At 72.2% G+C, this 20,296-nt stretch carries 19 protein-coding genes; 4 read left to right on the top strand and 15 right to left on the bottom strand.

The window, feature by feature from the left end:
• Nucleotides 1-56 precede the first annotated feature (56 nt).
• From ACF3NS_RS13075 to ACF3NS_RS13115, 9 genes are all read right to left on the bottom strand, one after another.
• Complete coding sequence (locus tag ACF3NS_RS13075) at nucleotides 57-1,517, bottom strand: glutamate synthase subunit beta (protein WP_392466530.1); 1,461 nt, start codon at nucleotides 1,515-1,517, stop codon at nucleotides 57-59.
• Nucleotides 1,510-6,099, bottom strand: a complete 4,590-nt coding sequence (gene gltB, locus ACF3NS_RS13080; protein WP_392466533.1) for a glutamate synthase large subunit — start codon at nucleotides 6,097-6,099, stop codon at nucleotides 1,510-1,512. Before gltB ends, ACF3NS_RS13075 begins: the two co-directional genes overlap by 8 nt.
• A gap of 134 nt (nucleotides 6,100-6,233) precedes the next feature.
• Complete coding sequence (gene lgt / locus ACF3NS_RS13085; protein WP_392466535.1) at nucleotides 6,234-7,106, bottom strand: prolipoprotein diacylglyceryl transferase; 873 nt, start codon at nucleotides 7,104-7,106, stop codon at nucleotides 6,234-6,236.
• A 4-nt stretch (nucleotides 7,107-7,110) separates the two neighbouring features.
• Nucleotides 7,111-7,896 carry a thioredoxin domain-containing protein gene (locus tag ACF3NS_RS13090; RefSeq protein WP_154591938.1) on the bottom strand — a complete coding sequence of 262 codons (786 nt, stop codon included), beginning with the start codon at nucleotides 7,894-7,896 and terminating at the stop codon, nucleotides 7,111-7,113.
• Nucleotides 7,897-7,912: 16 nt separating this feature from the next.
• Nucleotides 7,913-8,392: a MauE/DoxX family redox-associated membrane protein gene (locus tag ACF3NS_RS13095; RefSeq protein WP_154591939.1), complete on the bottom strand. Its 480-nt coding sequence runs from the start codon at nucleotides 8,390-8,392 to the stop codon at nucleotides 7,913-7,915.
• Complete coding sequence (gene trpA / locus ACF3NS_RS13100) at nucleotides 8,389-9,177, bottom strand: tryptophan synthase subunit alpha (RefSeq protein WP_392466538.1); 789 nt, start codon at nucleotides 9,175-9,177, stop codon at nucleotides 8,389-8,391. The genes ACF3NS_RS13095 and trpA overlap by 4 nt, the downstream gene beginning before the upstream one ends.
• Nucleotides 9,174-10,469, bottom strand: a complete 1,296-nt coding sequence (gene trpB, locus ACF3NS_RS13105) for a tryptophan synthase subunit beta (protein ID WP_392466539.1) — start codon at nucleotides 10,467-10,469, stop codon at nucleotides 9,174-9,176. Before trpB ends, trpA begins: the two co-directional genes overlap by 4 nt.
• Nucleotides 10,470-10,488: 19 nt before the next feature.
• Entirely contained in the window at nucleotides 10,489-11,301 is an 813-nt protein-coding gene (trpC, locus tag ACF3NS_RS13110) for an indole-3-glycerol phosphate synthase TrpC (protein WP_311966331.1), read from the bottom strand.
• Between the two features lie 52 nt (nucleotides 11,302-11,353).
• Nucleotides 11,354-11,815, bottom strand: a complete 462-nt coding sequence (locus ACF3NS_RS13115) for a DUF2752 domain-containing protein (RefSeq protein ID WP_392466542.1) — start codon at nucleotides 11,813-11,815, stop codon at nucleotides 11,354-11,356.
• A gap of 124 nt (nucleotides 11,816-11,939) precedes the next feature.
• Here ACF3NS_RS13115 and ACF3NS_RS13120 point away from each other — a divergent pair, with 124 nt between their 5' ends.
• On the top strand, nucleotides 11,940-12,485 hold the full coding sequence (locus ACF3NS_RS13120; protein WP_392466544.1) for a hypothetical protein: 546 nt from the start codon (nucleotides 11,940-11,942) through the stop codon (nucleotides 12,483-12,485).
• A 118-nt stretch (nucleotides 12,486-12,603) separates the two neighbouring features.
• On the opposite strand, the gene ACF3NS_RS13125 is transcribed toward ACF3NS_RS13120, so the two are convergent.
• The 5 genes from ACF3NS_RS13125 to hisI form a co-directional block, all read right to left on the bottom strand.
• Nucleotides 12,604-13,782 carry a DDE-type integrase/transposase/recombinase gene (locus tag ACF3NS_RS13125; protein WP_392466547.1) on the bottom strand — a complete coding sequence of 393 codons (1,179 nt, stop codon included), beginning with the start codon at nucleotides 13,780-13,782 and terminating at the stop codon, nucleotides 12,604-12,606.
• Between the two features lie 173 nt (nucleotides 13,783-13,955).
• Nucleotides 13,956-14,231: an HGxxPAAW family protein gene (locus ACF3NS_RS13130; protein ID WP_154594402.1), complete on the bottom strand. Its 276-nt coding sequence runs from the start codon at nucleotides 14,229-14,231 to the stop codon at nucleotides 13,956-13,958.
• Nucleotides 14,228-14,914, bottom strand: coding sequence for a Trp biosynthesis-associated membrane protein (locus tag ACF3NS_RS13135; RefSeq protein ID WP_195849245.1), 687 nt, complete (start codon nucleotides 14,912-14,914; stop codon nucleotides 14,228-14,230). Before ACF3NS_RS13135 ends, ACF3NS_RS13130 begins: the two co-directional genes overlap by 4 nt.
• The gene (locus ACF3NS_RS13140) at nucleotides 14,911-16,458 is read right to left on the bottom strand and encodes an anthranilate synthase component I (protein ID WP_311966719.1); all 1,548 of its coding nucleotides are present in this window, start codon (nucleotides 16,456-16,458) and stop codon (nucleotides 14,911-14,913) included. The genes ACF3NS_RS13135 and ACF3NS_RS13140 overlap by 4 nt, the downstream gene beginning before the upstream one ends.
• On the bottom strand, nucleotides 16,455-16,835 hold the full coding sequence (hisI, locus tag ACF3NS_RS13145) for a phosphoribosyl-AMP cyclohydrolase (protein WP_289033249.1): 381 nt from the start codon (nucleotides 16,833-16,835) through the stop codon (nucleotides 16,455-16,457). Before hisI ends, ACF3NS_RS13140 begins: the two co-directional genes overlap by 4 nt.
• A gap of 117 nt (nucleotides 16,836-16,952) precedes the next feature.
• Here hisI and ACF3NS_RS13150 point away from each other — a divergent pair, with 117 nt between their 5' ends.
• Nucleotides 16,953-17,591 carry a TIGR03085 family metal-binding protein gene (locus ACF3NS_RS13150; RefSeq protein ID WP_392466552.1) on the top strand — a complete coding sequence of 213 codons (639 nt, stop codon included), beginning with the start codon at nucleotides 16,953-16,955 and terminating at the stop codon, nucleotides 17,589-17,591.
• A 9-nt stretch (nucleotides 17,592-17,600) separates the two neighbouring features.
• Here ACF3NS_RS13150 and hisF read toward each other — a convergent pair whose 3' ends face one another.
• The gene (gene hisF / locus ACF3NS_RS13155; protein ID WP_392466553.1) at nucleotides 17,601-18,374 is read right to left on the bottom strand and encodes an imidazole glycerol phosphate synthase subunit HisF; all 774 of its coding nucleotides are present in this window, start codon (nucleotides 18,372-18,374) and stop codon (nucleotides 17,601-17,603) included.
• 47 nt (nucleotides 18,375-18,421) lie between these two features.
• Here hisF and ACF3NS_RS13160 point away from each other — a divergent pair, with 47 nt between their 5' ends.
• Nucleotides 18,422-18,994, top strand: a complete 573-nt coding sequence (locus ACF3NS_RS13160; RefSeq protein WP_289033944.1) for a uridine kinase — start codon at nucleotides 18,422-18,424, stop codon at nucleotides 18,992-18,994.
• Nucleotides 18,995-19,116: 122 nt separating this feature from the next.
• On the top strand, nucleotides 19,117-20,295 hold the full coding sequence (locus tag ACF3NS_RS13165; RefSeq protein WP_392466556.1) for an aromatic acid exporter family protein: 1,179 nt from the start codon (nucleotides 19,117-19,119) through the stop codon (nucleotides 20,293-20,295).
• Nucleotide 20,296: the final 1 nt, after the last annotated feature.

The raw sequence follows: 20,296 nt of genomic DNA on the forward strand, positions 1-20,296 counted from the left end.
AGCCGTATGCCGGTCGCCCGCCGTGCAGCGGGCCACCGGCATACGGCGTGCTGGGGTCAGACCACCAAGGGCCGGTCCGTCGGATCGACCGGCCTCGGGAGGCGGGAGGTCCCGCCGGTGAGGTAGGCGTCGACGCCCTGGGCGGCGCTGCGCCCCTCGGCGATGGCCCAGACGATGAGCGACTGGCCCCGGCCGGCGTCCCCGGCGACGAAGATGCCGGGGACAGAGGTCATGAAGCTCGGGTCGCGGCGGATGTTGGAGCGCTCGTCGAGCGCGACGCCCAGCTGGTCGACCAGGCCCTCGCGCTGCGGGCCGAGGAAGCCCATGGCCAGCAGGACGAGCTGGGCGGGGATCACGCGCTCGCTGCCCTCGACCTCCTCGAACCTGCCGTCGCGCATCTCCACCTCGGTGATGCGCAGACCCGCGACGTTGCCGTCGTCGTCGCCGAGGAACTCCTTGGTGCTGACGGCGTAGACGCGGTCGCCGCCCTCCTCGTGCGCGCTCGCGACGCGGTAGAGCATCGGGTAGGTCGGCCAGGGCTGGTGGGAGGGACGCAGCTCCCCCGGCCGGCCCATGATCTCCAGGCTGGTGATCGACCGTGCGCCCTGGCGGATCGAGGTGCCGAGGCAGTCCGCGCCCGTGTCGCCGCCGCCGATGATGACGACGTCCTTGCCCTCGGCGGTGACCTGTCCCTCGACCCGCTGCCCGAGGGCCACGCGGTTGGCGGGGGGCAGGAAGTCCATCGCCTGGTGGATGCCGCGCAGCTCGCGCCCGGGGACCGGCAGGTCGCGCGGCACCGTCGAGCCGATCGCGAGCACGACCGCGTCGTAGCGCTCCCGCAGCTGGTCGCCGGTCAGGTCCTCGCCGACCTTGACGCCGGAGCGAAAGATCGTGCCCTCCTGCGTCATCTGGTTGAGCCGGCGGTCGAGGACGGCCTTCTCCATCTTGAACTCGGGGATGCCGTAGCGCAGGAGCCCGCCGGGCTTGTCGGCGCGCTCGTAGACCGCGACGGTGTGGCCGGCGCGGGTCAGCTGCTGGGCCGCCGCCAGGCCGGCCGGTCCCGAGCCCACGATCGCCACGCGCTTGCCCGACAGCCGCTCCGGCGGCTGGGGGTCGACGCGCTGCGCCTCGAAGGCCCGCTCGACGGTCGTCACCTCGATCTGCTTGATCGTCACCGGCTCCTGGTTGATGCCGAGGACGCAGGCGGTCTCGCAGGGGGCCGGGCACAGGCGACCGGTGAACTCCGGGAAGTTGTTGGTCGCGTGGAGGCGGTCGATGGCGTCGCGCCAGTCGCCGCGCCAGGCCTGGGTGTTCCACTCGGGGATGAGGTTGCCGAGGGGGCACCCGCTGTGGCAGAAGGGGATGCCGCAATCCATGCAACGCCCTGCCTGCCGCTGGAGCTGGTCCACGGGCTGCGCCTCGTAGACCTCCTTCCAGTCCTGGATGCGCACCGGCACCGGGCGCCGCTTGGGCAGCTCCCGCTGGCGGTTCTTCAAGAATCCACGGGGGTCAGCCACGGGAAGCCTCCATGATGCGGTCCCAGACCTCGTCGCCCTCGAGGTCCAGTCCTTCGGTCTCGGCCTGGGCGCGGACGTCCAGCACGCGCTGGTAGTCGCGGGGCAGCACCAGGGTGAAGCGGGCGTAGGCCGCCTCGAGGTCCTCCAGCAGGCCGGCGGCCACGGTGGAGTCGGTCCAGCGCAGGTGGTCGCGGAGCAGACCCTCGACCACCGGCTTGTCCAGGTCACGCAGCGGCAGCACGTCGACGAGCTCGGTGTTGACGCGGTCGGTGCGGGCGTCGAGCAGGTAGGCCACGCCGCCGGACATGCCGGCCGCGAAGTTGCGGCCCGCCTCGCCGAGGATCATGGCCAGGCCCCCGGTCATGTACTCGCAGCCGTGGTCGCCGACGCCCTCGACGACCGCCGTGATGCCGGAGTTGCGCACGCAGAAGCGCTCCCCCACGGTGCCACGCAGGAAGATCTCGCCGGTGGTGCCGCCGTAGCCGATGACATTGCCGGCGATGACGTTGTCCTCGGCCACGAGCGCGCTGCGCTCGCCCGGCCGCACGACCACGCGACCGCCCGACAGGCCCTTGCCGACGTAGTCGTTGGCGTCGCCGAACAGCTGCAGGGTGATCCCTCCGGGCAGGAAGGCGCCGATCGACTGCCCGGCCGAGCCGTGCAGGCGCACGGTGATCGACCCGTCCGGCAGACCGTGGGGGTGGGCTCGGGTGACCGCGTTGCCCAGCATGGTGCCGACCGTGCGGTTGACGTTGCGGACGGGGACGTCGAAGGTCACCGGCTCGCCGCCGTCGATGGCGGTGCGCGCCCGCTCGATCAGCTCGTTGTCGAGCGCGTGCTGGAGCCCGTGGTCCTGCTCCTGGGTCTGGTGGCGCGCGGCGCCGTCCAGGGGCACGGCCTCGGCGAGGACCGGGGACAGGTCCAGGCCGCTGGCCTTCCAGTGGTCGATCGCCTTGCGGGTGTTGATGACGCCGGTCTGGCCGATGGCCTCCTGGATCGAGCGGAAGCCCAGCTCGGCGAGGAGCTCGCGGACCTCCTGCGCGATGTACTCGAAGAAGGTCTCGACGAACTCGGGCTTGCCGCTGAACCGCGCCCGCAGCTCGGGGTTCTGCGTCGCGACGCCGACCGGGCATGTGTCCAGGTGGCAGACGCGCATCATGATGCAGCCCGACACGACGAGCGGGGCCGTGGCGAAACCGAACTCCTCGGCGCCGAGCAGCGCCGCCACGACGACGTCGCGACCGGTCTTGAGCTGGCCGTCGGTCTGCACCACGATGCGGTCGCGCAGGCCGTTGAGCACCAGCGTCTGCTGGGTCTCGGCCAGGCCGATCTCCCACGGGGCACCGGCGTGCTTGAGCGAGGTGAGCGGCGAGGCTCCCGTGCCGCCGTCGTGGCCGGAGACGAGCACGACGTCGGCGTGCGCCTTGGACACGCCCGCCGCGATGGTGCCGACACCGATCTCGGAGACCAGCTTGACGTGGACGCGGGCCTGCGGGTTGGCGTTCTTGAGGTCGTGGATCAGCTGGGCGAGATCCTCGATGGAGTAGATGTCGTGGTGCGGCGGCGGCGAGATGAGGCCGACGCCCGGGGTGGAGTGCCGGGTGCGGGCGACCCAGGGGTAGACCTTGGGGCCGGGCAGCTGGCCGCCCTCGCCGGGCTTGGCGCCCTGCGCCATCTTGATCTGGATGTCGTCGGACTCGGTGAGGTAGAGGCTGGTCACGCCGAACCGGCCGGAGGCGACCTGCTTGATCGCGCTGCGCCGCTCGGGGTCCATCAGCCGGTCGACGTCTTCGCCGCCCTCGCCGGTGTTGGAGCGGGCGCCGAGGTGGTTCATGGCGATGGCCAGGGTCTCGTGCGCCTCCTTGGAGATCGAGCCGTAGCTCATCGCCCCGGTCGAGAACCGCTTGACGATCTCGCTGACCGGCTCGACCTCCTCGACGGGGATCGAGGGGCGGTCGGAGGCCAGGTCGAACAGCCCTCGCAGCGTCATCAGGCGCTGGGCCTGGTCGTCCACGCGCCGGGTGTACTGCTTGAAGATGTCGTAGCGCCGCTCGCGGGTCGAGTGCTGCAGGCGGAACACCGTCTCGGGGTCGAACAGGTGCGGCTCGCCCTCGCGGCGCCACTGGTACTCCCCGCCGATGGGCAGGGTGCGGTGCGCCTGACGCACACCGTCCACCGGGTAGGCCGTGACGTGACGGGCGGCCACCTCGTCGGCGATGACGTCGAGGCCGATCCCGCCGAGCTGGCTGACGGTGCCGGTGAAGTAGGTGTCGACCAACTCCTGCGACAGACCGATCGCCTCGAAGACCTGCGCCCCGCGGTAGGACGCGACGGTCGAGATGCCCATCTTGGACATGACCTTCAGGACGCCCTTGCCGAGCGCCTTGATGAGGTTCTTGACCGCCTTCTCGGGGGTGACCCCCTCGATGATGCCCTGGCGCACCAGGACCTCGACGGACTCCATCGCGAGGTAGGGGTTGATCGCGGCGGCGCCGTAGCCCACGAGCAGCGCGACATGGTGCACCTCGCGGACGTCGCCGGCCTCGACCACCAGGCCCACCTGGGTGCGGAGCTTCTCGCGGATCAGGTGGTGGTGGACGGCCGAGGTGAGCAGCAGCGACGGGATGGGGGCGTGCTCCCGGTCGGAGTCGCGGTCGGACAGTATGACCAACCGCGCGCCGCCACGGATCGCCTCCGTGACCTCGGCGAAGATCTCCTCAAGGCGGGTCCGCAGGCCCTCGGCGCCCTCGTCGACGCGATAGAGCCCGCGGACGACGTGGGTGGCGTAGCCGGGCAGGTTGCCGTCGGCGTTGATGTGGACGATCTTGGCGAGCTCGTCGTTGTCGATCACGGGGAAGGACAGCTCGACCTGGCGGGCCTGCGTGGCGCTCGGCAGCAGGGCATTGCCCTCGGGGCCCACGGCGGTCCCGAGCGAGGTGACCAGCTCCTCGCGGATGGCGTCCAACGGCGGGTTGGTGACCTGTGCGAAGAGCTGCGTGAAGTAGTCGAACAGCATGCGCGGGCGGCTGGACAGCACGGCGATGGGGGTGTCGGTGCCCATCGACCCGAGCGCCTCGGCGCCGTTGACCGCCATCGGCGTCAGCAGGATCCGCAGCTCCTCGAGGGTGTAGCCGAAGGTCTGCTGGCGTCGGGTGACCGAGGCCGCGGTGTGGACGATGTGCTCGCGCTCGGGCAGGTCGGACAGCTTGATGACGCCGGCCTCCAGCCAGTCGGCGTAGGGCTGCTCCGCCGCGAGCTGGGCCTTGATCTCGTCGTCCTCGACGATCCGGCGGGCCTCGGTGTCGACGAGGAACATCCGGCCCGGCTGCAGGCGCCCACGGCGCACCACGTGCTCCTCGTCGAGGGGCAGGACGCCGGACTCGGAGGCGAGGACCACGAGCCCGTCGTCGGTGACCCAGTAGCGCCCCGGGCGCAGCCCGTTGCGGTCCAGCACGGCGCCGACCAGGGATCCGTCGGTGAAGGTCACGCACGCCGGGCCGTCCCAGGGCTCCATGAACATCGAGTGGAACTCGTAGAAGGCCCGGCGGGCGGGGTCCATCTCGGCGTGGTTCTCCCACGCCTCGGGGATCATCATCAGCACGGCGTGCGGCAGCGACCGGCCGCCGAGGTGCAGCAGCTCGAGGACCTCGTCGAAGGACGCGGAGTCCGACCCGTCCGGCGTGCAGATCGGAAAGAGCCGCTTGAGGTCGCCGGGGATGACGTCGCTGCGGAGCATGGACTCCCGCGTGCGCATCCAGTTGCGGTTGCCCTTGACCGTGTTGATCTCGCCGTTGTGCGCGATGTAGCGGTAGGGGTGCGACTTGGGCCAGGACGGGAAGGTGTTGGTCGAGAACCGTGAGTGCACGAGGGCCAGCGCCGTGGCGAACCGCTCGTCCGACAGGTCGGGGTAGAACTGCTCGAGCTGGGCGGTGGTGAGCATGCCCTTGTAGACCAGGGTGCGCGCGGACAGCGACGGGAGGTAGACGTGCGCCTCGTGCTCGGCGCGCTTGCGCAGGCAGAAGGCCAGCCGGTCGAGCTCGAGACCCTCGCGGCGACCGGTGATGTCGGAGACGAACAGCTGGGCGAAGTGCGGCATGCAGTCCCGGGCGACCTGGCCGACGCAGCCCGGCTCGACCGGCACCTCGCGCCAGCCGAGCACCTTGAGGTTCTCCTCGGAGGCGATGCGCTCGATCGTGCGGACGGCCTCGGCGCGCTCGGCCTCGTCCTGGGGAAGGAAGGCCGTGCCCACGGCATACGTCCCGGCGGTGGGGAGGGCGAAGTCGGTGACCCCGCGGAGGAACTCGTCGGGGACCTGGGTGAGGATGCCCGCGCCGTCACCCACGAGCGGGTCGGCCCCGGTGGCGCCGCGGTGCTCCAGGTTGGTCAGGGCCAGCAGGGCCTGGTCGACGATGTCGTGCCCGGCCGTGCCCCGGAGGGTGGCCACCATGGCGACCCCGCAGGCGTCGTGCTCGTTGTCCGAGCGGTACAGCCCCTGGTCCCCCGGCTGGGCGCCGAAGCGCGCGAACGTCGTGGGGATCGTGGTGCTTCGAGGGTTCGCGGACGTCGCAGACGACTGGGACATCAGGTGATCACCGTCCTCCGTGCTGGGCCGGACGGCGGGGCGCCGTCCGGTCATGAGGCATCGCTGCGGGGACGGCGGTGGCCACGCAGCAACACGGGTGAAAGAGTGCCCCCCGGTGGGGAGGGACTCGTTATTCATTCCGAAGTATGAGATTCCATCGGGTCGTTTGTCGAGACGCTGTGCGGCCCTCGACGAGCCAGGACGAACCATGCCAGACCGAAGGCGAGTACGACGAGGCTGGTCCAGACGTTGAGCCGCAACCCCAGCACGTGGTTGGCCTCGTCGACGCGCATCATCTCGATCCACGCCCGCCCCAGCGTGTAGCCCACGACGTAGAGCGCGAAGACCTGGCCCCGTCGCAGGTCGAGGCGCCGGTCGGCCCACACCAGCAGGGCCGCCACCCCCAGGCACCACAGCGACTCGTAAAGGAAGGTCGGGTGGTAGTGGCCTAGGACGATGGCCTGGCCCGACACGTCCCGCACCGCCTCCCCCGCAGCTGCGTCCCACTCGTGGATCCGCAGCGCCCAGGGCAGGTCGGTCGGGCCGCCGTACAGCTCGTTGTTGAACCAGTTGCCCCACCGGCCGATCGCCTGGGCGACCAGCAGGCCCGGGGCCAGGGCGTCGGCGAAGTGGAGGTAGGACACGCCGCTGCGCCGGCAGCCGATCCACGCCCCCAGCGCCCCCAGCGCGACCGCTCCCCAGATGCCGAGGCCGCCGTTCCAGATCTTGACGGCGTCCAGGGGGTGGCCACCCTCCCCGAAGTACGCCTGCGGCGAGGAGATGACGTGGTAGAGCCGGCCCCCGACGATGCCGAAGGGCACGGCCCACATGGCCACGTCGACGACCCGCTCGGGGTCACCCCCGCGCGCCGCGAGCCGGCGCTGGGTCAGCCACACCGCCACGAGGATGCCCGCCAGGATGCACAGCGCGTAGGCACGCAGGGGCAGGGGGCCGAGGTGCCAGACCCCCTGCGTCGGGCTGGGGATCTCGGCGAGGATGGGCGTCACCGGGTCACTTCGTCGCCGCGGCGACGTCCTTCTCGAGCTGGGTCGGGTCCTGGGCGAGGGTCTGGAAGGACAGCTCCTTGCCGTTCAGGAGGTACTGGGGGGTGCCCGTGTTGCCCTTCTGCTGGCCGACCTGCTCCATCTTGGTCGCATAGCCCTGCATCTTCTTGTCCTGGACGCAGGCCTGGAAGCCGGCGAGGGAGTCACCGCTCAGCCCGGCCTCCTGGGCGAAGTCCACGCGCAGCTGCTGGTCGGTGTAGCCCTTGCCCTCCTCGGGCTGATGCTTGAACACGACGTCGTGGTAGGCCTTGAACCGTCCTGCCGCATCGGCGCAGCTCGCTGCCGAGGCCGCCCGCAGCGACGAGTCGGGGTTGGGGACGTTGGGCATGGCCCGCTGGATGTTGGTGTCCAGGAAGCTGCGCAGGTGGTACTCGAGCCTGACCTTGCCCTGGTCGGCGAGCGTGGTCACCGTCGGGCCGACGACGTCCTCGACCTGCTTGCAGATGGGGCACTGGAAGTCCTCGTAGATCACGAGCGTCGGGGCCCCGGCCTTGGCCTTGCCGGGGTTGGCGACGATCCCGCCGCCGTCCGTCGTGGCGTTGGGCGGCGTCGAGGCGTTGGCGATCGTGTCCGCGACCTCGCTCTTGTGGGACTGCTGCGACCAGATGGCCCAGCCGACCGCGGCCAGGACGAGCAGCGCGACCAACGCTGCCGCCGCTGCGACCTTGGCCTTGTTGTCCCTCGGGGCCGCGGCCTGCGCCTTGCGGCGCCGTTCCTCGTAGCTCGTGCTCATCGGTGGTGCTCCTCGATCAGTGTCTGGTCGGGGCTCCGAAGAGCCATCGGTCCATGCTCGCAGGGGTGCGCGGTCGGATCGTCAGCCACACGCCGCAGAGCAGCAGGCCGGCGTCGCGCACGACGTCCCACAGGTAGTTGGTGTCCTCGGGCGCCACGACGCCTCCCCCGCCGAAGCAGCCGCAGTCGATGGAGATGCCGCGCACCCACACGCTGACGATGCCGATGAGGAAGGCGACCATCAGCAGACTGCCCGCGACCGCGGCCAGACGGGTGAACAGCCCGAGCACCAGCAGCGCGCCGATGGCCAGCTCCAGCACCGGCAGGACATATCCGACCAGGTTGGCCAGGTCGAAGGGCAGGATCTTGAAGGCGCGCACGGCCTCGGCGGAGGACTCGAGCGAGCCGACCTTGAGGTAGCCCGAGACGAGCAGCACGACGCCCAGCACGAGCCGGGCCACCAGGCCCACCCAGCCACCCCAGCGACCCGCGCTCATCGGCCGCCCTCCCGGACCCCCGCGGCGAGCTCGCGCACGACGCCCTGCAGCTCCTCGACACCGTCGGTGAGCGCCCGCACGAGGGCCGACCCGACGATGACCCCGTCGGCGTACGACGCCACCTGGGCCGCCTGCTCGCGGGTGGAGACGCCGAGCCCGACGCACAGCGGGGTGTCGGTGACGGCACGGGTCCGCTCGATGAGGTGGGCCGCCTCGGGCCCGACGGCGGCCCGGGCCCCGGTGACGCCCATGAGGGCGGTGACGTAGACGAACCCGCGGCAGGCGGCCGCCGTGCTCGCCAGACGCTCGGTGGTCGAGGACGGGGCGACGAGGAAGATGCGGTCGAGGTCGTGGCGCTCGGCCGCCTCGATCCACGCGCCGGCCTCGTCAGGGATCAGGTCGGGGGTGATGAGCCCCGATCCGCCGTTGGCGGCCAGCTCGGCGGCGAACCGGTCGACGCCATACCGCAGGACGGGGTTGATGTAGGTCATGCAGACCGCGGCGCCCCCGGCATCGGTGATGGCCCGGACCGCACGGAAGGCGTCGGCGAGCCGCACCCCGCCGGCCAGGGCCCGCACGGCGGCGTCCTGGATCACCGGGCCGTCCATGACGGGGTCGCTGTAGGGGATGCCGACCTCGACGACGTCGACGCCCGCCTCGACCATGGCGACCATGGCCTCGATCGAGCGGTCGACGTCGGGGTAGCCGACGGGCAGGTAGCCCACCAGGGCGGCCCGGTGCTCGTCGCGGCACCGCCGCAGGACGTCGGTGACCCGGGAGCTCACTGGCCCACCCCTTCGTTGTCGGCGACGGGCTCGGCGGCCTTGATCTGCTCGGCCCGGGCGAAGTCCTCGCCGTCCATCAGCCCGAACCACCGGGCGGCGCTGTCGACGTCCTTGTCCCCGCGCCCCGACAGGCTGACGAGGATGACCGCGTCGGGCCCGAGCTCACGGCCGAGCTTCATGGCGCCCGCGAGCGCGTGGCTGGACTCGATCGCGGGCAGGATCCCCTCGGTGCGGGTGAGCAGTCGGAAGGCCTCCATCGCCTCGTCGTCGGTGATCGGGTGGTACTCCGCGCGGCCGGAGGCGTGCAGGGCGGCGTGCTCGGGCCCGACGCTGGGGTAGTCGAGGCCCGCCGAGACCGAGTGGGACTCGATCGTCTGGCCCTCGTCGTCCTGCAGGAGGTAGGTGAAGGCGCCGTGGAGCACGCCCGGGGTGCCGGTCGAGAACCGTGAGGCGTGGCGCCCGGACTCCACACCCTCGCCGCCGCCCTCGAGGCCGACCAGCCGCACCTGCCGGTCGGGCACGAAGGCGTGGAAGATCCCCATCGCGTTGGACCCGCCGCCCACGCACGCGCACACGGCGTCCGGCAGCCGGCCGACGAGCTCGAGGACCTGCTCGCGCGCCTCCTCGCCGATCACCTTGTGGAAGTCCCGGACCATCTCCGGGAAGGGGTGCGGCCCGGTGACCGTCCCCAGCACGTAGTGGGTGGTGGCCACGTTGGCCACCCAGTCGCGGAAGGCCTCGTTGACCGCGTCCTTGAGGGTGCGGCTGCCGTGCGTCACCGGGACGACCTCGGCCCCGAGGAGCCGCATGCGGGCGACGTTGAGCGCCTGTCGCTCGGTGTCCCGCTCCCCCATGTAGACGACGCACTCGAGCCCCATCAGGGCCGCCGCGGTGGCCGTCGCCACGCCGTGCTGCCCGGCGCCCGTCTCGGCGATGACGCGGGTCTTGCCCATCCGGCGCGTCAGCAGGGCCTGGCCGAGGACGTTGTTGATCTTGTGGGAGCCCGTGTGGTTGAGGTCCTCCCGCTTGAGGATGACCCGCGCTCCCCCGCAGTGCTCGGCGAAGCGCGGCACCTCGGTGATGATGCTCGGCCGGCCGGTGTAGGTCCGCTGCAGCCGCTCGAGCTCGGCGACGAACTCGGGGTCACGGGCGGCCTTCTGCCGCTGCTCGTCGAGCTCGTCGAGCGCGGCCACGAGAGCCTCGGGGACGTAGCGCCCGCCGAAGTCGCCGAACCGGCCGACCGGGTCGCCCGGCTGGGCGTCGCTGGGGCTGCGGTGGCTGAGGTTCGTCATACGGCGTCTCCGGATCTGGTCAGTGGCGCAGGGCCGGGTGGGCGCCGGCAGCGACGAGCTCGGCGACGGCGTCCCGCGGGCTGCCCCCGGTGACGAGGGACTCTCCGACGAGGACCGCGTCGGCGCCGGCGCGGGCGAGCTCGAGCACGTCGTGCGGTCCGCGGACCCCCGACTCGGCGACCCGCACGACCGTGTCGGGCAGCACCGCGGCGACCCGGCCGAAGGTCGAGCGGTCGACCTCGAGTGTCTTGAGGTTGCGGTTGTTGACGCCGACGACCCGGGCGCCGGCGTCGAGGGCCCGGCGCGCCTCGTCCTCGTCGTGCACCTCGACCAGGGCCGTCATGCCGAGGGACTCGGCACGCTCACGCATCGAGACCAGGACGGGCTGCTCGAGGGCCGCCACGATGAGCAGGATGACATCGGCGCCGTGCGCCCGCGCCTCCCACAGCTGGTAGGGCTCGACCATGAAGTCCTTGCGCAGCACCGGCACGTCCACGGCGGCCCGCACCGTGTCGAGGTCGGCCAGGCTCCCGCCGAACCTGCGCTCCTCGGTGAGGACGCTGATGACGCTGGCCCCGCCGGCCTGGTAGTCGGCTGCGAGCCCGGCCGGGTCGGCGATCAGGGCCAGGGCGCCCTTGCTGGGGCTCGACCGCTTGACCTCGGCGATCACCCGGACACCGGCGGTGCGGCCCGCGGCGAGGGCGGCTCGGGCGTCCTTGGCGGGCTCGACCTGCGAGGCGCGCTGCTTCAGCTCCTCCAGGGAGGCCTGCGCCTGACGGCGCGCGAGATCGTCGCGGACGCCGCCGATGATGTCGTCGAGTACCGAAGCCACGGCCTCAGGCTAGCCACTGGTGGCGCGGTCACCGAATCCGTCCACCCGTCGGCTAGGGCTGCCACCACGACAGCGGCGCCCACCAGCGGGCCACGCCGAAGGCGCACCACAGCAGGAGCACCGCTGCGGCCCAGCGTCCGGCCGGGGCCTCCTGCAGACGTATGACGACCGGGTCCGCTCCCCCGACGCGGGCCGCCCGCCAGGCCACCACGACCCAGGCGATGGTGCCGGCCACGACGGCCACCACCGCAAGCAGGGTGGGGGCGCTGGACGACACGGCGGCGAGCAGGTCGCCGCGCACGAGGTCGTTGACCGAGCGGAGGCCTCCGCACCACGGGCACGGCATACCGGTGATCGTCAGGAACGGGCAGCTCCCCCACGACCCCGCCACGTGGGGATCCCGCACGGCCAGGGTGCCGAGCGCCAGGGCCTCGCCGGTCAGCAGCCCCAGCGGCAGGGCGGGCCTTGCCCGCGGGCCGGCGGGGGCCGGTGCCGGGGTGGAGGTCTGCTGCACCAGGCCACGATACGGCCACGACCTGCGGACGCACGGGTGACGTCCACGGCGCGCCCCGGGCCGGCGGCTAGCGTGGCAGCGCCGCCCTGACGGGCGTGTCCGTCACCGACGAGAGGGGAAATCCATGACCGACCACCCGCAGAACCCGCCGCCCCCGGCCGGCGAGCCCGAGCGTCCCGCCTCGGGCGGCGCGTACGGCAGCCAGCCCTACGGGAGCCAGCCCTACGGGAGCCAGCCCTACCAGCCGGCCGACGGTCAGACTGGTGGCGCTCAGCCGTATGACGGGGACCAGCCGCCCTACGGGGACCAGCCCTACGGCCAGGGCTACGCCCCGCAGCCGCAGGGCACGAACGTGCTGGGCATCATCGCCCTGATCCTCGGCATCCTGTCGATCCCGCTCGCGTGCTGCGGGGGCTGGCCGGGCCTGCTCGCCGGCATCGTCGCGATCGTCCTCGGCGTGATGGGCAACAAGAAGGCCAAGCAGGGCCTCGTCGGGGGCAAGGGCCTGTCGATGGCGGGTCTGATCCTCGGCATCATCGGCACCGTGATGGGGATCGCGATGCTGGTGTTCACGATCATGTTCGCGGACCTCGCGCAGAAGTGCCAGCAGTACGACCAGGACCCGGCCAAGATGCAGCAGTGCGTCACGGACGAGTTCAACAAGCGCTGAGTCTCAGCTGGGGCGCCCTGACGCGCGCCCCACGAATATCGTGAGGGTTTGGTCCACGCTTGTGGATGTCGTGTCTCGGTACATGTGGGACGCGATGTCTCGATGGATGTGAGACAGGTTAGGCGATGAGCTGGCCTTGGTTGCGTCGGTCGCGGTCGAGGGTGAGGTGGCCGAGGTGATGGCCGTCGTGGTCGTGGACGTTGGCGTGCTGCCCGTCGATCACGACGGTCATCGTCTGTCCGGTGTGGGCCCGTCCGATGGTGATGCTGGTGCCGTGCATCCAGACTCGGCCGGTCTTGTCGACGCGGGCGGCGTAGATGTGGGCGTCGGTCTGAGCGGGCAGGCTGGTGGGGCCGCCGAGCGCTGGGGCGTTGGCCCAGGTGGCGGCGGGGGTAGCGCGGATGGCCGAGTGCCAGCGTTGGGTGTTGTACCAGTCCTGGTACTGGTCGCATAGGGCCTGCATGTGCGTCAGCGTCTGGGGCTGGTGCCCGCTGGCTGCGAGCCACTTGTTGAAGGTCTGGTGGTGCCGTTCGACCTTCCCGCAGGTCTGGGGGTGGTACGGGCTGGAGTGGATCAGCCGGACGCCGTGCCGGTCGAGGTTCTGCGCGAACCGTGATCGTTGGGTGCCGCCACGGCGGGCGGTGGTGGAGAACGCGGTCCCGTTGTCGGACAGGACGATCGCCGGTGCCCCGTAGCTGGCGATGGCGGCGTTGACCGCGGCGATCGCGTCTTTGGTGGTTTCGGCCCAGCAGGCACGGGTGGCGACCAGGGTGCGGGTGCAGTCGTCCAGGACCTCGATCACGCACACCCGTCCCACCGGCAGCCCGGTGATGGTGGTCCCGTCGATCTGGTAGCAGTCCCGCGGTCGCGCGTACACGAACCGTCGGTAGGACGAGCGGGGCCGCTTACGAGGCGTTTTGGTGAGCAGCCCAGCCCGGTCCAAGATCGCGTTGATCGTCGACCGGGCCGGCACCACCAAACCCTGCGAGGCCCAGTCCTGCTCGGCCGCTTCGACCAGCAGCGCGGCCCGGATCATGTCCGCGCCGTTGTCCGGGCCCAGTTCCTCGCGCAGCGCGATCACCCGCGCACGCACCCGCTCAGGAGTGGCGTTCGGTCGGTTCCGAGGCGCTCGGGACCGCGGCTGCCACCGTCCCTCGAGCTTGACACGTTCTCGGTGTCGATAGGCCGTGGCTCGAGGCAGGCCGTGCGAGCGCACGAACGCGGCGAACCCTTGCGGGAACGCCGCGTCCGTGCCGTGCTCGGCCTCGATCTTCAACGCGTTGTCCAACAGCTGCATGACCGCCGCCCGCTTCCTGCACATCCGCAAGGGATAGCGCACTCAGCGCCCCACACGCCCCGAATCACGTGTCTCACATGATCCAGGACATGCCAGTCTCAAATGTCCCCGGACCTAACATCCACGCTTGTGGACCAAACCCTCACGATCTGTGGGGTGGGGCGCTGGGCGCCTCAGTGGTGGTGCGCGCTGTTGGTGAAGCGGTCCTTGGGGCCGCCGGCGCCGTAACCGGCCTTGGCCATGCCGATGCCGACAATCGGGCCGGCCGCGAGGATGAGCGCGCCCACGGCGATCCAGAACCAGTTGGCGAAGACCACCGCGAGGGACATCACGACCGCGCCGAGGAGCAGGACGCCCACGGCGGCCCAGGCGGCCATCGACTGGCCGTGCGTGTCGTGCGTCACCCGCTCGTTGGCGGAGGGGGCGGAGTCGGGGCGGTCTTGGATCATCGGTCTGGCTCCTCGTCGGGGCGTGAGGGTCTGGTCTCTGCGGCGGGACGGTCTGGCGTCATTGTGTCAGGTCGGCGGGGCTCGTGCGGTGCGGCGCCACCGGTGTCGCCGGCCCCGCCGGTGTCGTCCGTGTCACCGCGGCTCACCTCGTCCCAGAGGGACTCCTCACGAGCCGGCGCCTGCTCGGGCGGGCCCGCCGCCGGGGAGTCGTAGCGGCCCGACAGCCCTCGGGTGCGACCAGCGAGCCGCAGCGCGGCCACGCCCGCGGCTGTCGGCAGCAGCGTCGCGGCGAGCGCGGCCCACGCCGCCCAGGTCGCCGACGCGCTCACCCGTGGAGGCGAGGTGCGGCCGGTGCGGGTCGCGAGGTCGGCGGCCAGCGGGGAGGCGGGGTCGGTGAGGAACCACCCGATCGCGGCCGCGCAGCCGAGCGCGGACGCCAGCAGCAGGGCCGCGGCGACCCGGCGCACCACCCGCCCACCGGTGACGGCCACGACCGAGGCCGCACCGGCCGCGAGCGCCAGTGCCCCGGCGAGCGGCACCAGGGAGGAGCCGCTGGCGGTGACGGCGCGCCCCCCGACGAGGGCGTCGGCGGAGCTGCCGGTGGCCCAGGGCTGGGTCGCCAGCCCCAGCACGACCCCCGCCCCCAGCACGGCCGGGAGCACGACCGACCGAGCGGGCGTCACGGCGCCCGCAGCCCGGACGCCGCCGCGACCGCCCTCAGGGCCGCCGCGGCCTTGTTGCAGGACTCCTGGAACTCCAGCTCGGGGACCGAGTCCGCCACGATCCCGCCGCCCGCCTGCACGTGCGCGACGCCGTCGCGGATGAGCGCGGTGCGGATGGCGATCGCCATGTCGAGGTCGCCGTGGAAGTCGAGGTAGCCGACCACTCCCCCGTAGAGCCCGCGGCGGCTGGGCTCGAGCTCGTCGATCAGGCTGAGCGCGCGGGGCTTGGGCGCCCCGGACAGCGTGCCGGCGGGGAAGGTGGCGGCCAGGACGTCATACGCGCTCCGTCCCTGTGCGAGGCGACCGACGACCGTGGACTCGATGTGCATGATGTGGCTGTAGCGCCGGATCGTCATGAACTCCACCGTGTCGACCGTGCCGGCGTCGCAGACCCGCTGCAGGTCGTTGCGGGACAGGTCGACGAGCATGACGTGCTCGGAGCGCTCCTTGGGGTCGGCCAGCAGGTCCTTCTCGAGCTGGACGTCCTCCTCGGGACCGGCGCCGCGAGGGCGGGACCCGGCGATCGGGTGGGTGATGACGCGCCGCCCGGTGACCTTGACCAGCGCCTCCGGCGAGGACCCGACGATGTCGTAGCTGCCGCCGTCGGGGTCGGGGCAGCGCAGGAGATACATGTAGGGGCTGGGGTTGGAGGCGCGCAGGACGCGATAGACGTCCAGGGCGTCGGCCGGGCAGGGCACGCTGAACCGCTGCGCCAGGACGACCTGGAAGACCTCGCCCGCCCGGATCGCCTCCTTGCCCTGCTCCACCATGGCGTGGAACTCCGACGGGGTCATGTTGCTCGTGGCCTCGGGAGCCGCCGGCTCGACGACCGCGACGGTGCTGGGCGCGGGGGCCGCCAGCTCGCGCACCATCCGGTCGAGCCGCTCCACCGCCCCGGCGTGCGCCTCGTCCACGCGCTCGTCCGTGTCGTCCACGTTGATCGCGTTGGCCACCAGCAGGATCGAGCCGTCCGCGTGGTCCATCACCGCGAGGTCCGTCGCCAGCATCATGGCCAGCTCGGGCAGGCCGAGCACGTCCTCGGCGTGGTCGGGCACACGCTCCCACCGGCGCACCGCGTCGTACCCGACGAAGCCCACCATGCCGCCGGTCAGCGGCGGGAGACCGGCCAGGGGCTCGGTGCCGAGCACCTCGACCGTGTCGCGCAGGACCTCCACCGGGCTGCCGTCGGTGGGGATCCCCGCGGGCACGTCCCCGAGCCAGGTGGCCGACCCGCCGCGCTCGGTGAGGGTGGCCAGGCTGGCCGCCCCGACGATCGAGTAGCGCGACCACACGCCGCCGTGCTCCGCCGACTCGAACAGGAAGGTGCCGGGGCGGTCCTGGGCGAGCTTGCGGTAGACCGACAGCGGCGTCTCGGCGTCGGCCAGCAGCCGCCGCACGACGGGGATCACGCGGCGGTCCCGCGCCAGCTCGCGGAAGGTGTCAAGGCCCGGCCAGGTCGTCCCGAAGCCCAGGTCGGGGAGGTGCTCAGAGGCCTGGTCGGTCACGGTCGGTTCCCTTCTGCCGCAGGCAGATCGGTGTGGAAGCAGGTCCGCTGCCCGGTGTGGCAGGCCGCGCCGACCTGGTCCACGCGCACCAGCAGCGCGTCGCCGTCGCAGTCGATCGCGACGCCCTTGACGTGCTGCGCGTGCCCGGAGGTGTCCCCCTTGCGCCAGTACTCACGACGGCTGCGGCTCCAGAAGGTCACTCGCCCCTCGGTCAGCGTCCGCCGTAGCGCCTCGTCGTCCATCCACCCCACCATGAGCACCTCCCCCGTGTCGTGCTGCTGCACGACCGCCGCGACCAGTCCGTGGTCGTCGCGCTTGAGGCGGCTCGCGATGGTCGGGTCCAGGGCGGGTGGCCGTATGGCGGCGTCGGGGGTCACCAGGTCATTGTGCCAAGTCGACCGGGTGCCCGGTCACCCCGTCTCGTGGGCGAGCACGTGCGAGACCAGCACGCCGGGAGGCTCCGGGGCCACCGGGTTCGGTGCCAGGATGGGGTCATGACCTCGCTCGCCCACGCCCAGCGCCAGGCCCTGTCCGACCTCTTCGACCGCGTGGGGCCCGACGCCCCCACCCTCGACGAGGGGTGGACGACGCGCGACCTCGCCGCTCACCTCGCGACCCGTGACCGCCGCCCCGACGCCATGCCCGGCATCCTGGTCCCGGCACTCTCGGGCCACACCGACGCGGTGCAGCAGTCGTATGCCGCGCGCCCCTGGCCGGAGCTGGTCGACCTCGTGCGCTTCGGACCCCCGGCCTACGCCCCGACCCGCATCCCCGCCATCGCCGAGCGGGTCAACCTGGCGGAGTTCTACATCCATCACGAGGACGTGCTCCGCGCCCAGGAGCCCAAGGCGCAGGTCCCCATGACGCCCGAGCTCGAGGCGGCCCTGTGGCGGATGGTCTCGACGATGGGCCGGATGACCCTGCTGCGCTGCAAGGTCGGGGTCACCGTGGTGGCGCCGGGGCACGGCGAGCAGGTGCTGCGCAAGCCCACCGGGGCGAGTGCGGTCTCGCTCACGGGTCGACCGGGCGATCTCCTGCTCTATCTGTCCGGGCGGACGGCGGCCGCCGACGTGACCGTCGAGGGCTCCCCCGAGGCGGACCGGGCGTTCCGTCAGACGCCGCTCGGCCTCTGACCGCCCCGCTCAGCGGACCTCGTGCCCGGCGGCGCGCAACGCGTCCTTGACCTGACCGATCGTCAGCTCGCCGTAGTGGAAGACGCTGGCGGCGAGCACGGCGTCGGCCCCCGCCTCGACGGCCGGGGCTAAGTGCTCGAGGGCGCCCGCGCCGCCGGACGCGATCAGCGGGACGCGCACCTCCCGCCGCACGAGCCGGATCAGCTCGAGGTCGAAGCCGTCCTTGGTGCCGTCGGCGTCCATGGAGTTCAGCAGGATCTCCCCCGCGCCGAGCCGCTCGGCCCGGGCGCACCACTCCACGGCGTCGATGCCCGTGCCCCGCTTGCCACCATGCGTGGTGACCTCGAACCCCTCGACCACCCGGCCCTGCTCGTCGCGCCGGCGACGCACGTCGGCCGAGAGCACGAGCACCTGGTTGCCGAACCGGTCGGCGATCTCGCTGATCACCTCGGGACGGGCGATCGCGGCGGTGTTGACCCCGACCTTGTCGGCGCCGGCTCGCAGCAGCCGGTCGACGTCCTCGGGGGTGCGCACTCCCCCGCCGACGGTCAACGGGATGAACACCTGCTCCGCGCAGTGCCGCACCATCTCGTATGTCGTCTCCCGGTTGCCCGAGCTCGCGGTCACGTCGAGGAAGGTCAGCTCGTCGGCGCCCTGCGCGTCATAGCTGCGGGCCAGCTCGACGGGGTCGCCGGCGTCGCGGAGGTTCTCGAAGTTGACGCCCTTGACGACGCGTCCGGCGTCGACGTCCAGGCAGGGGATGACACGGATCGCGACAGGCACCAGCAGATCCTATCCGGGCGGCCCACCGGTGTGCCTAGGCTCGGTCCGTGCCTCCCCTCGCCAGCGCCGCCACCCGGCTGGTCACCATCGCCAGGCGGCGACCCGCCCTGCCCTGCGGCACCCGGGTCGTGGCGGTCGACGGGCCGAGCGGCTCCGGCAAGACCACGCTCGCGGCGCACCTGGAGGCGCACCTGCGCCGGACGGGCGGCCACGTCGTCGTCGTGCACATGGACGACCTCTATCCCGGCTGGGACGGTCTGGCCGCCGCGGTGACCCTGCTCTCGTCCCAGGTCGTCGAGCCGCTGGCGCAGGGGCGGGACGGCGCCTACCAGCGCTACGACTGGGCGCGCGGCGCCTACGCCGAGCGGCACGAGATTCTTTGCGCCACAGCCTGGCTCGTCGTCGAGGGCGTGGGGTGCGGGGCGGACGTCATACGGCCTCGGCTGGCGGCCCTGGCCTGGCTGGAGGCGGACCGCGAGACCCGCAGGCGTCGGGGGCTCGAGCGCGACGGCGAGTCCTACGCCCCGCACTGGGAGCGCTGGGCCGGCCAGGAGTCCGCGCACTTCGCCGGGCACGCGACCCGGGAGCACGCCGACCTGGTCGTGGATACGGGACAATGAGCCGGTGGGCAACGAACCGAAGGGCACGAAGGACGCGGTCACCCGCTCCTCGAAGGACCGCACGGGGCGCACGGTCGAGGAGTGGGTGGCGCTGGTTCTGGCCGCCTACGAGCAGAACTGACGTGGGCGCCACCCGTCAGGTCCGCTGGGGCGAGCGCGCGGCCGACCTCGGCCGGTCGTCCGCGCGCGTGTCGCGGCGAGGGGCGCTGCGCAGCGCGCGGCGCCTGCGTCAGCGGCTGTTCTTCATCGCCCAGTGCGCACTCGCCGCCATGACCGCCTACTCCATCGCGCACTACGGCTTCGACGTCGGCGTGCCGCTGTTCGCCCCCGTCGCCGCGATCGTGGCGCTCGGCATGACCTACGGCCAGCGGCTGCGGCGCGCGATCGAGATCACCGTCGGCGTGGCGGTGGGCGCCTTCATCGGCGAGTCCTTCGTGCACCTGTTCGGGATCGGCCCCTGGCAGATCCTCCTGATCGTCAGTGCCGGTATGACGATCGCCACGCTGCTCGGCGCCGGCACCCTCATGGCCAACCAGGCAGGCATCCAGGGCATGATCGTCGCCCTGCTGGCCGCGGCGCCGCAGGGCGCCTTCGGTCGCTGGTTCGAGGCGCTCGTGGGCGCGGTCGTGGCCCTGGTGTTCGCGTCCCTGGTGCCCAGCTCGTCCCTGGTCAAGCCGCGCAGCCAGGCGAGCAAGATCCTCGACGCCATCGGCGACCTGCTGCACACCACCTCCTCCGCCCTGCGCGACGACGACCTCGACGCCTGTGAGGAGGCGCTGGCCGCGGCCCGCGCCACCGAGCGTGACCTGACGGCGCTGCGCGGCTTCTCCGCGGACAGCCTCGAGGTGATGCGGGTGACCCCCTTCCACCGGCGCCACCGGCCGGCGGTGGAGGAGGTCGCCAACCTCATGGAGCCGATGGACCGTGCCATCCGCAACATGCGGGTGCTGATCCGCCGCGCCACCGTCGCGCTGCAGAACGCCGAGCACGTCCCCGACCGCTACACCGACGCCATCGACCGGCTCGCCGAGGCGGTCGACCACATCTCCGACGCCCTCAGCGTCGGCGAGCTGTCGGAGGAGCTGGAGCCGGAGCTGCTCGAGATCGGGCGGCTGACCCGCGACCCCGACCCGGACGCCACGCTGTCCGCCGAGGTGATCCGGGCGCAGCTGCGGTCCATCGTCGTCGACCTGCTGCAGGTGCTCGGCCTGTCCTTCGACGCCGCCCAGCACGAGATCCGGCGCGTGCTGGAGGCCGACCTCGGCAAGGACACGCCCCACCGACAACCGAGTAGCGAGTAGC

This window comes from Arsenicicoccus cauae (assembly GCF_043162025.1).
GTDB classification, from domain to species: domain Bacteria; phylum Actinomycetota; class Actinomycetes; order Actinomycetales; family Dermatophilaceae; genus Arsenicicoccus; species Arsenicicoccus cauae.

Bases quoted from the DNA above. Each gene is read 5' to 3' on its own strand.
- gltB (WP_392466533.1), bottom strand. From the start codon at position 6,099: ATGTCCCAGTCGTCTGCGACGTCCGCGAACCCTCGAAGCACCACGATC.
- ACF3NS_RS13090 (WP_154591938.1), bottom strand. From the start codon at position 7,896: ATGAGCACGAGCTACGAGGAACGGCGCCGCAAGGCGCAGGCCGCGGCC.
- ACF3NS_RS13095 (WP_154591939.1), bottom strand. From the start codon at position 8,392: ATGAGCGCGGGTCGCTGGGGTGGCTGGGTGGGCCTGGTGGCCCGGCTC.
- trpB (WP_392466539.1), bottom strand. From the start codon at position 10,469: ATGACGAACCTCAGCCACCGCAGCCCCAGCGACGCCCAGCCGGGCGAC.
- ACF3NS_RS13120 (WP_392466544.1), top strand. From the start codon at position 11,940: ATGACCGACCACCCGCAGAACCCGCCGCCCCCGGCCGGCGAGCCCGAG.
- ACF3NS_RS13125 (WP_392466547.1), bottom strand. From the start codon at position 13,782: ATGCAGCTGTTGGACAACGCGTTGAAGATCGAGGCCGAGCACGGCACG.
- ACF3NS_RS13130 (WP_154594402.1), bottom strand. From the start codon at position 14,231: ATGATCCAAGACCGCCCCGACTCCGCCCCCTCCGCCAACGAGCGGGTG.
- ACF3NS_RS13150 (WP_392466552.1), top strand. From the start codon at position 16,953: ATGACCTCGCTCGCCCACGCCCAGCGCCAGGCCCTGTCCGACCTCTTC.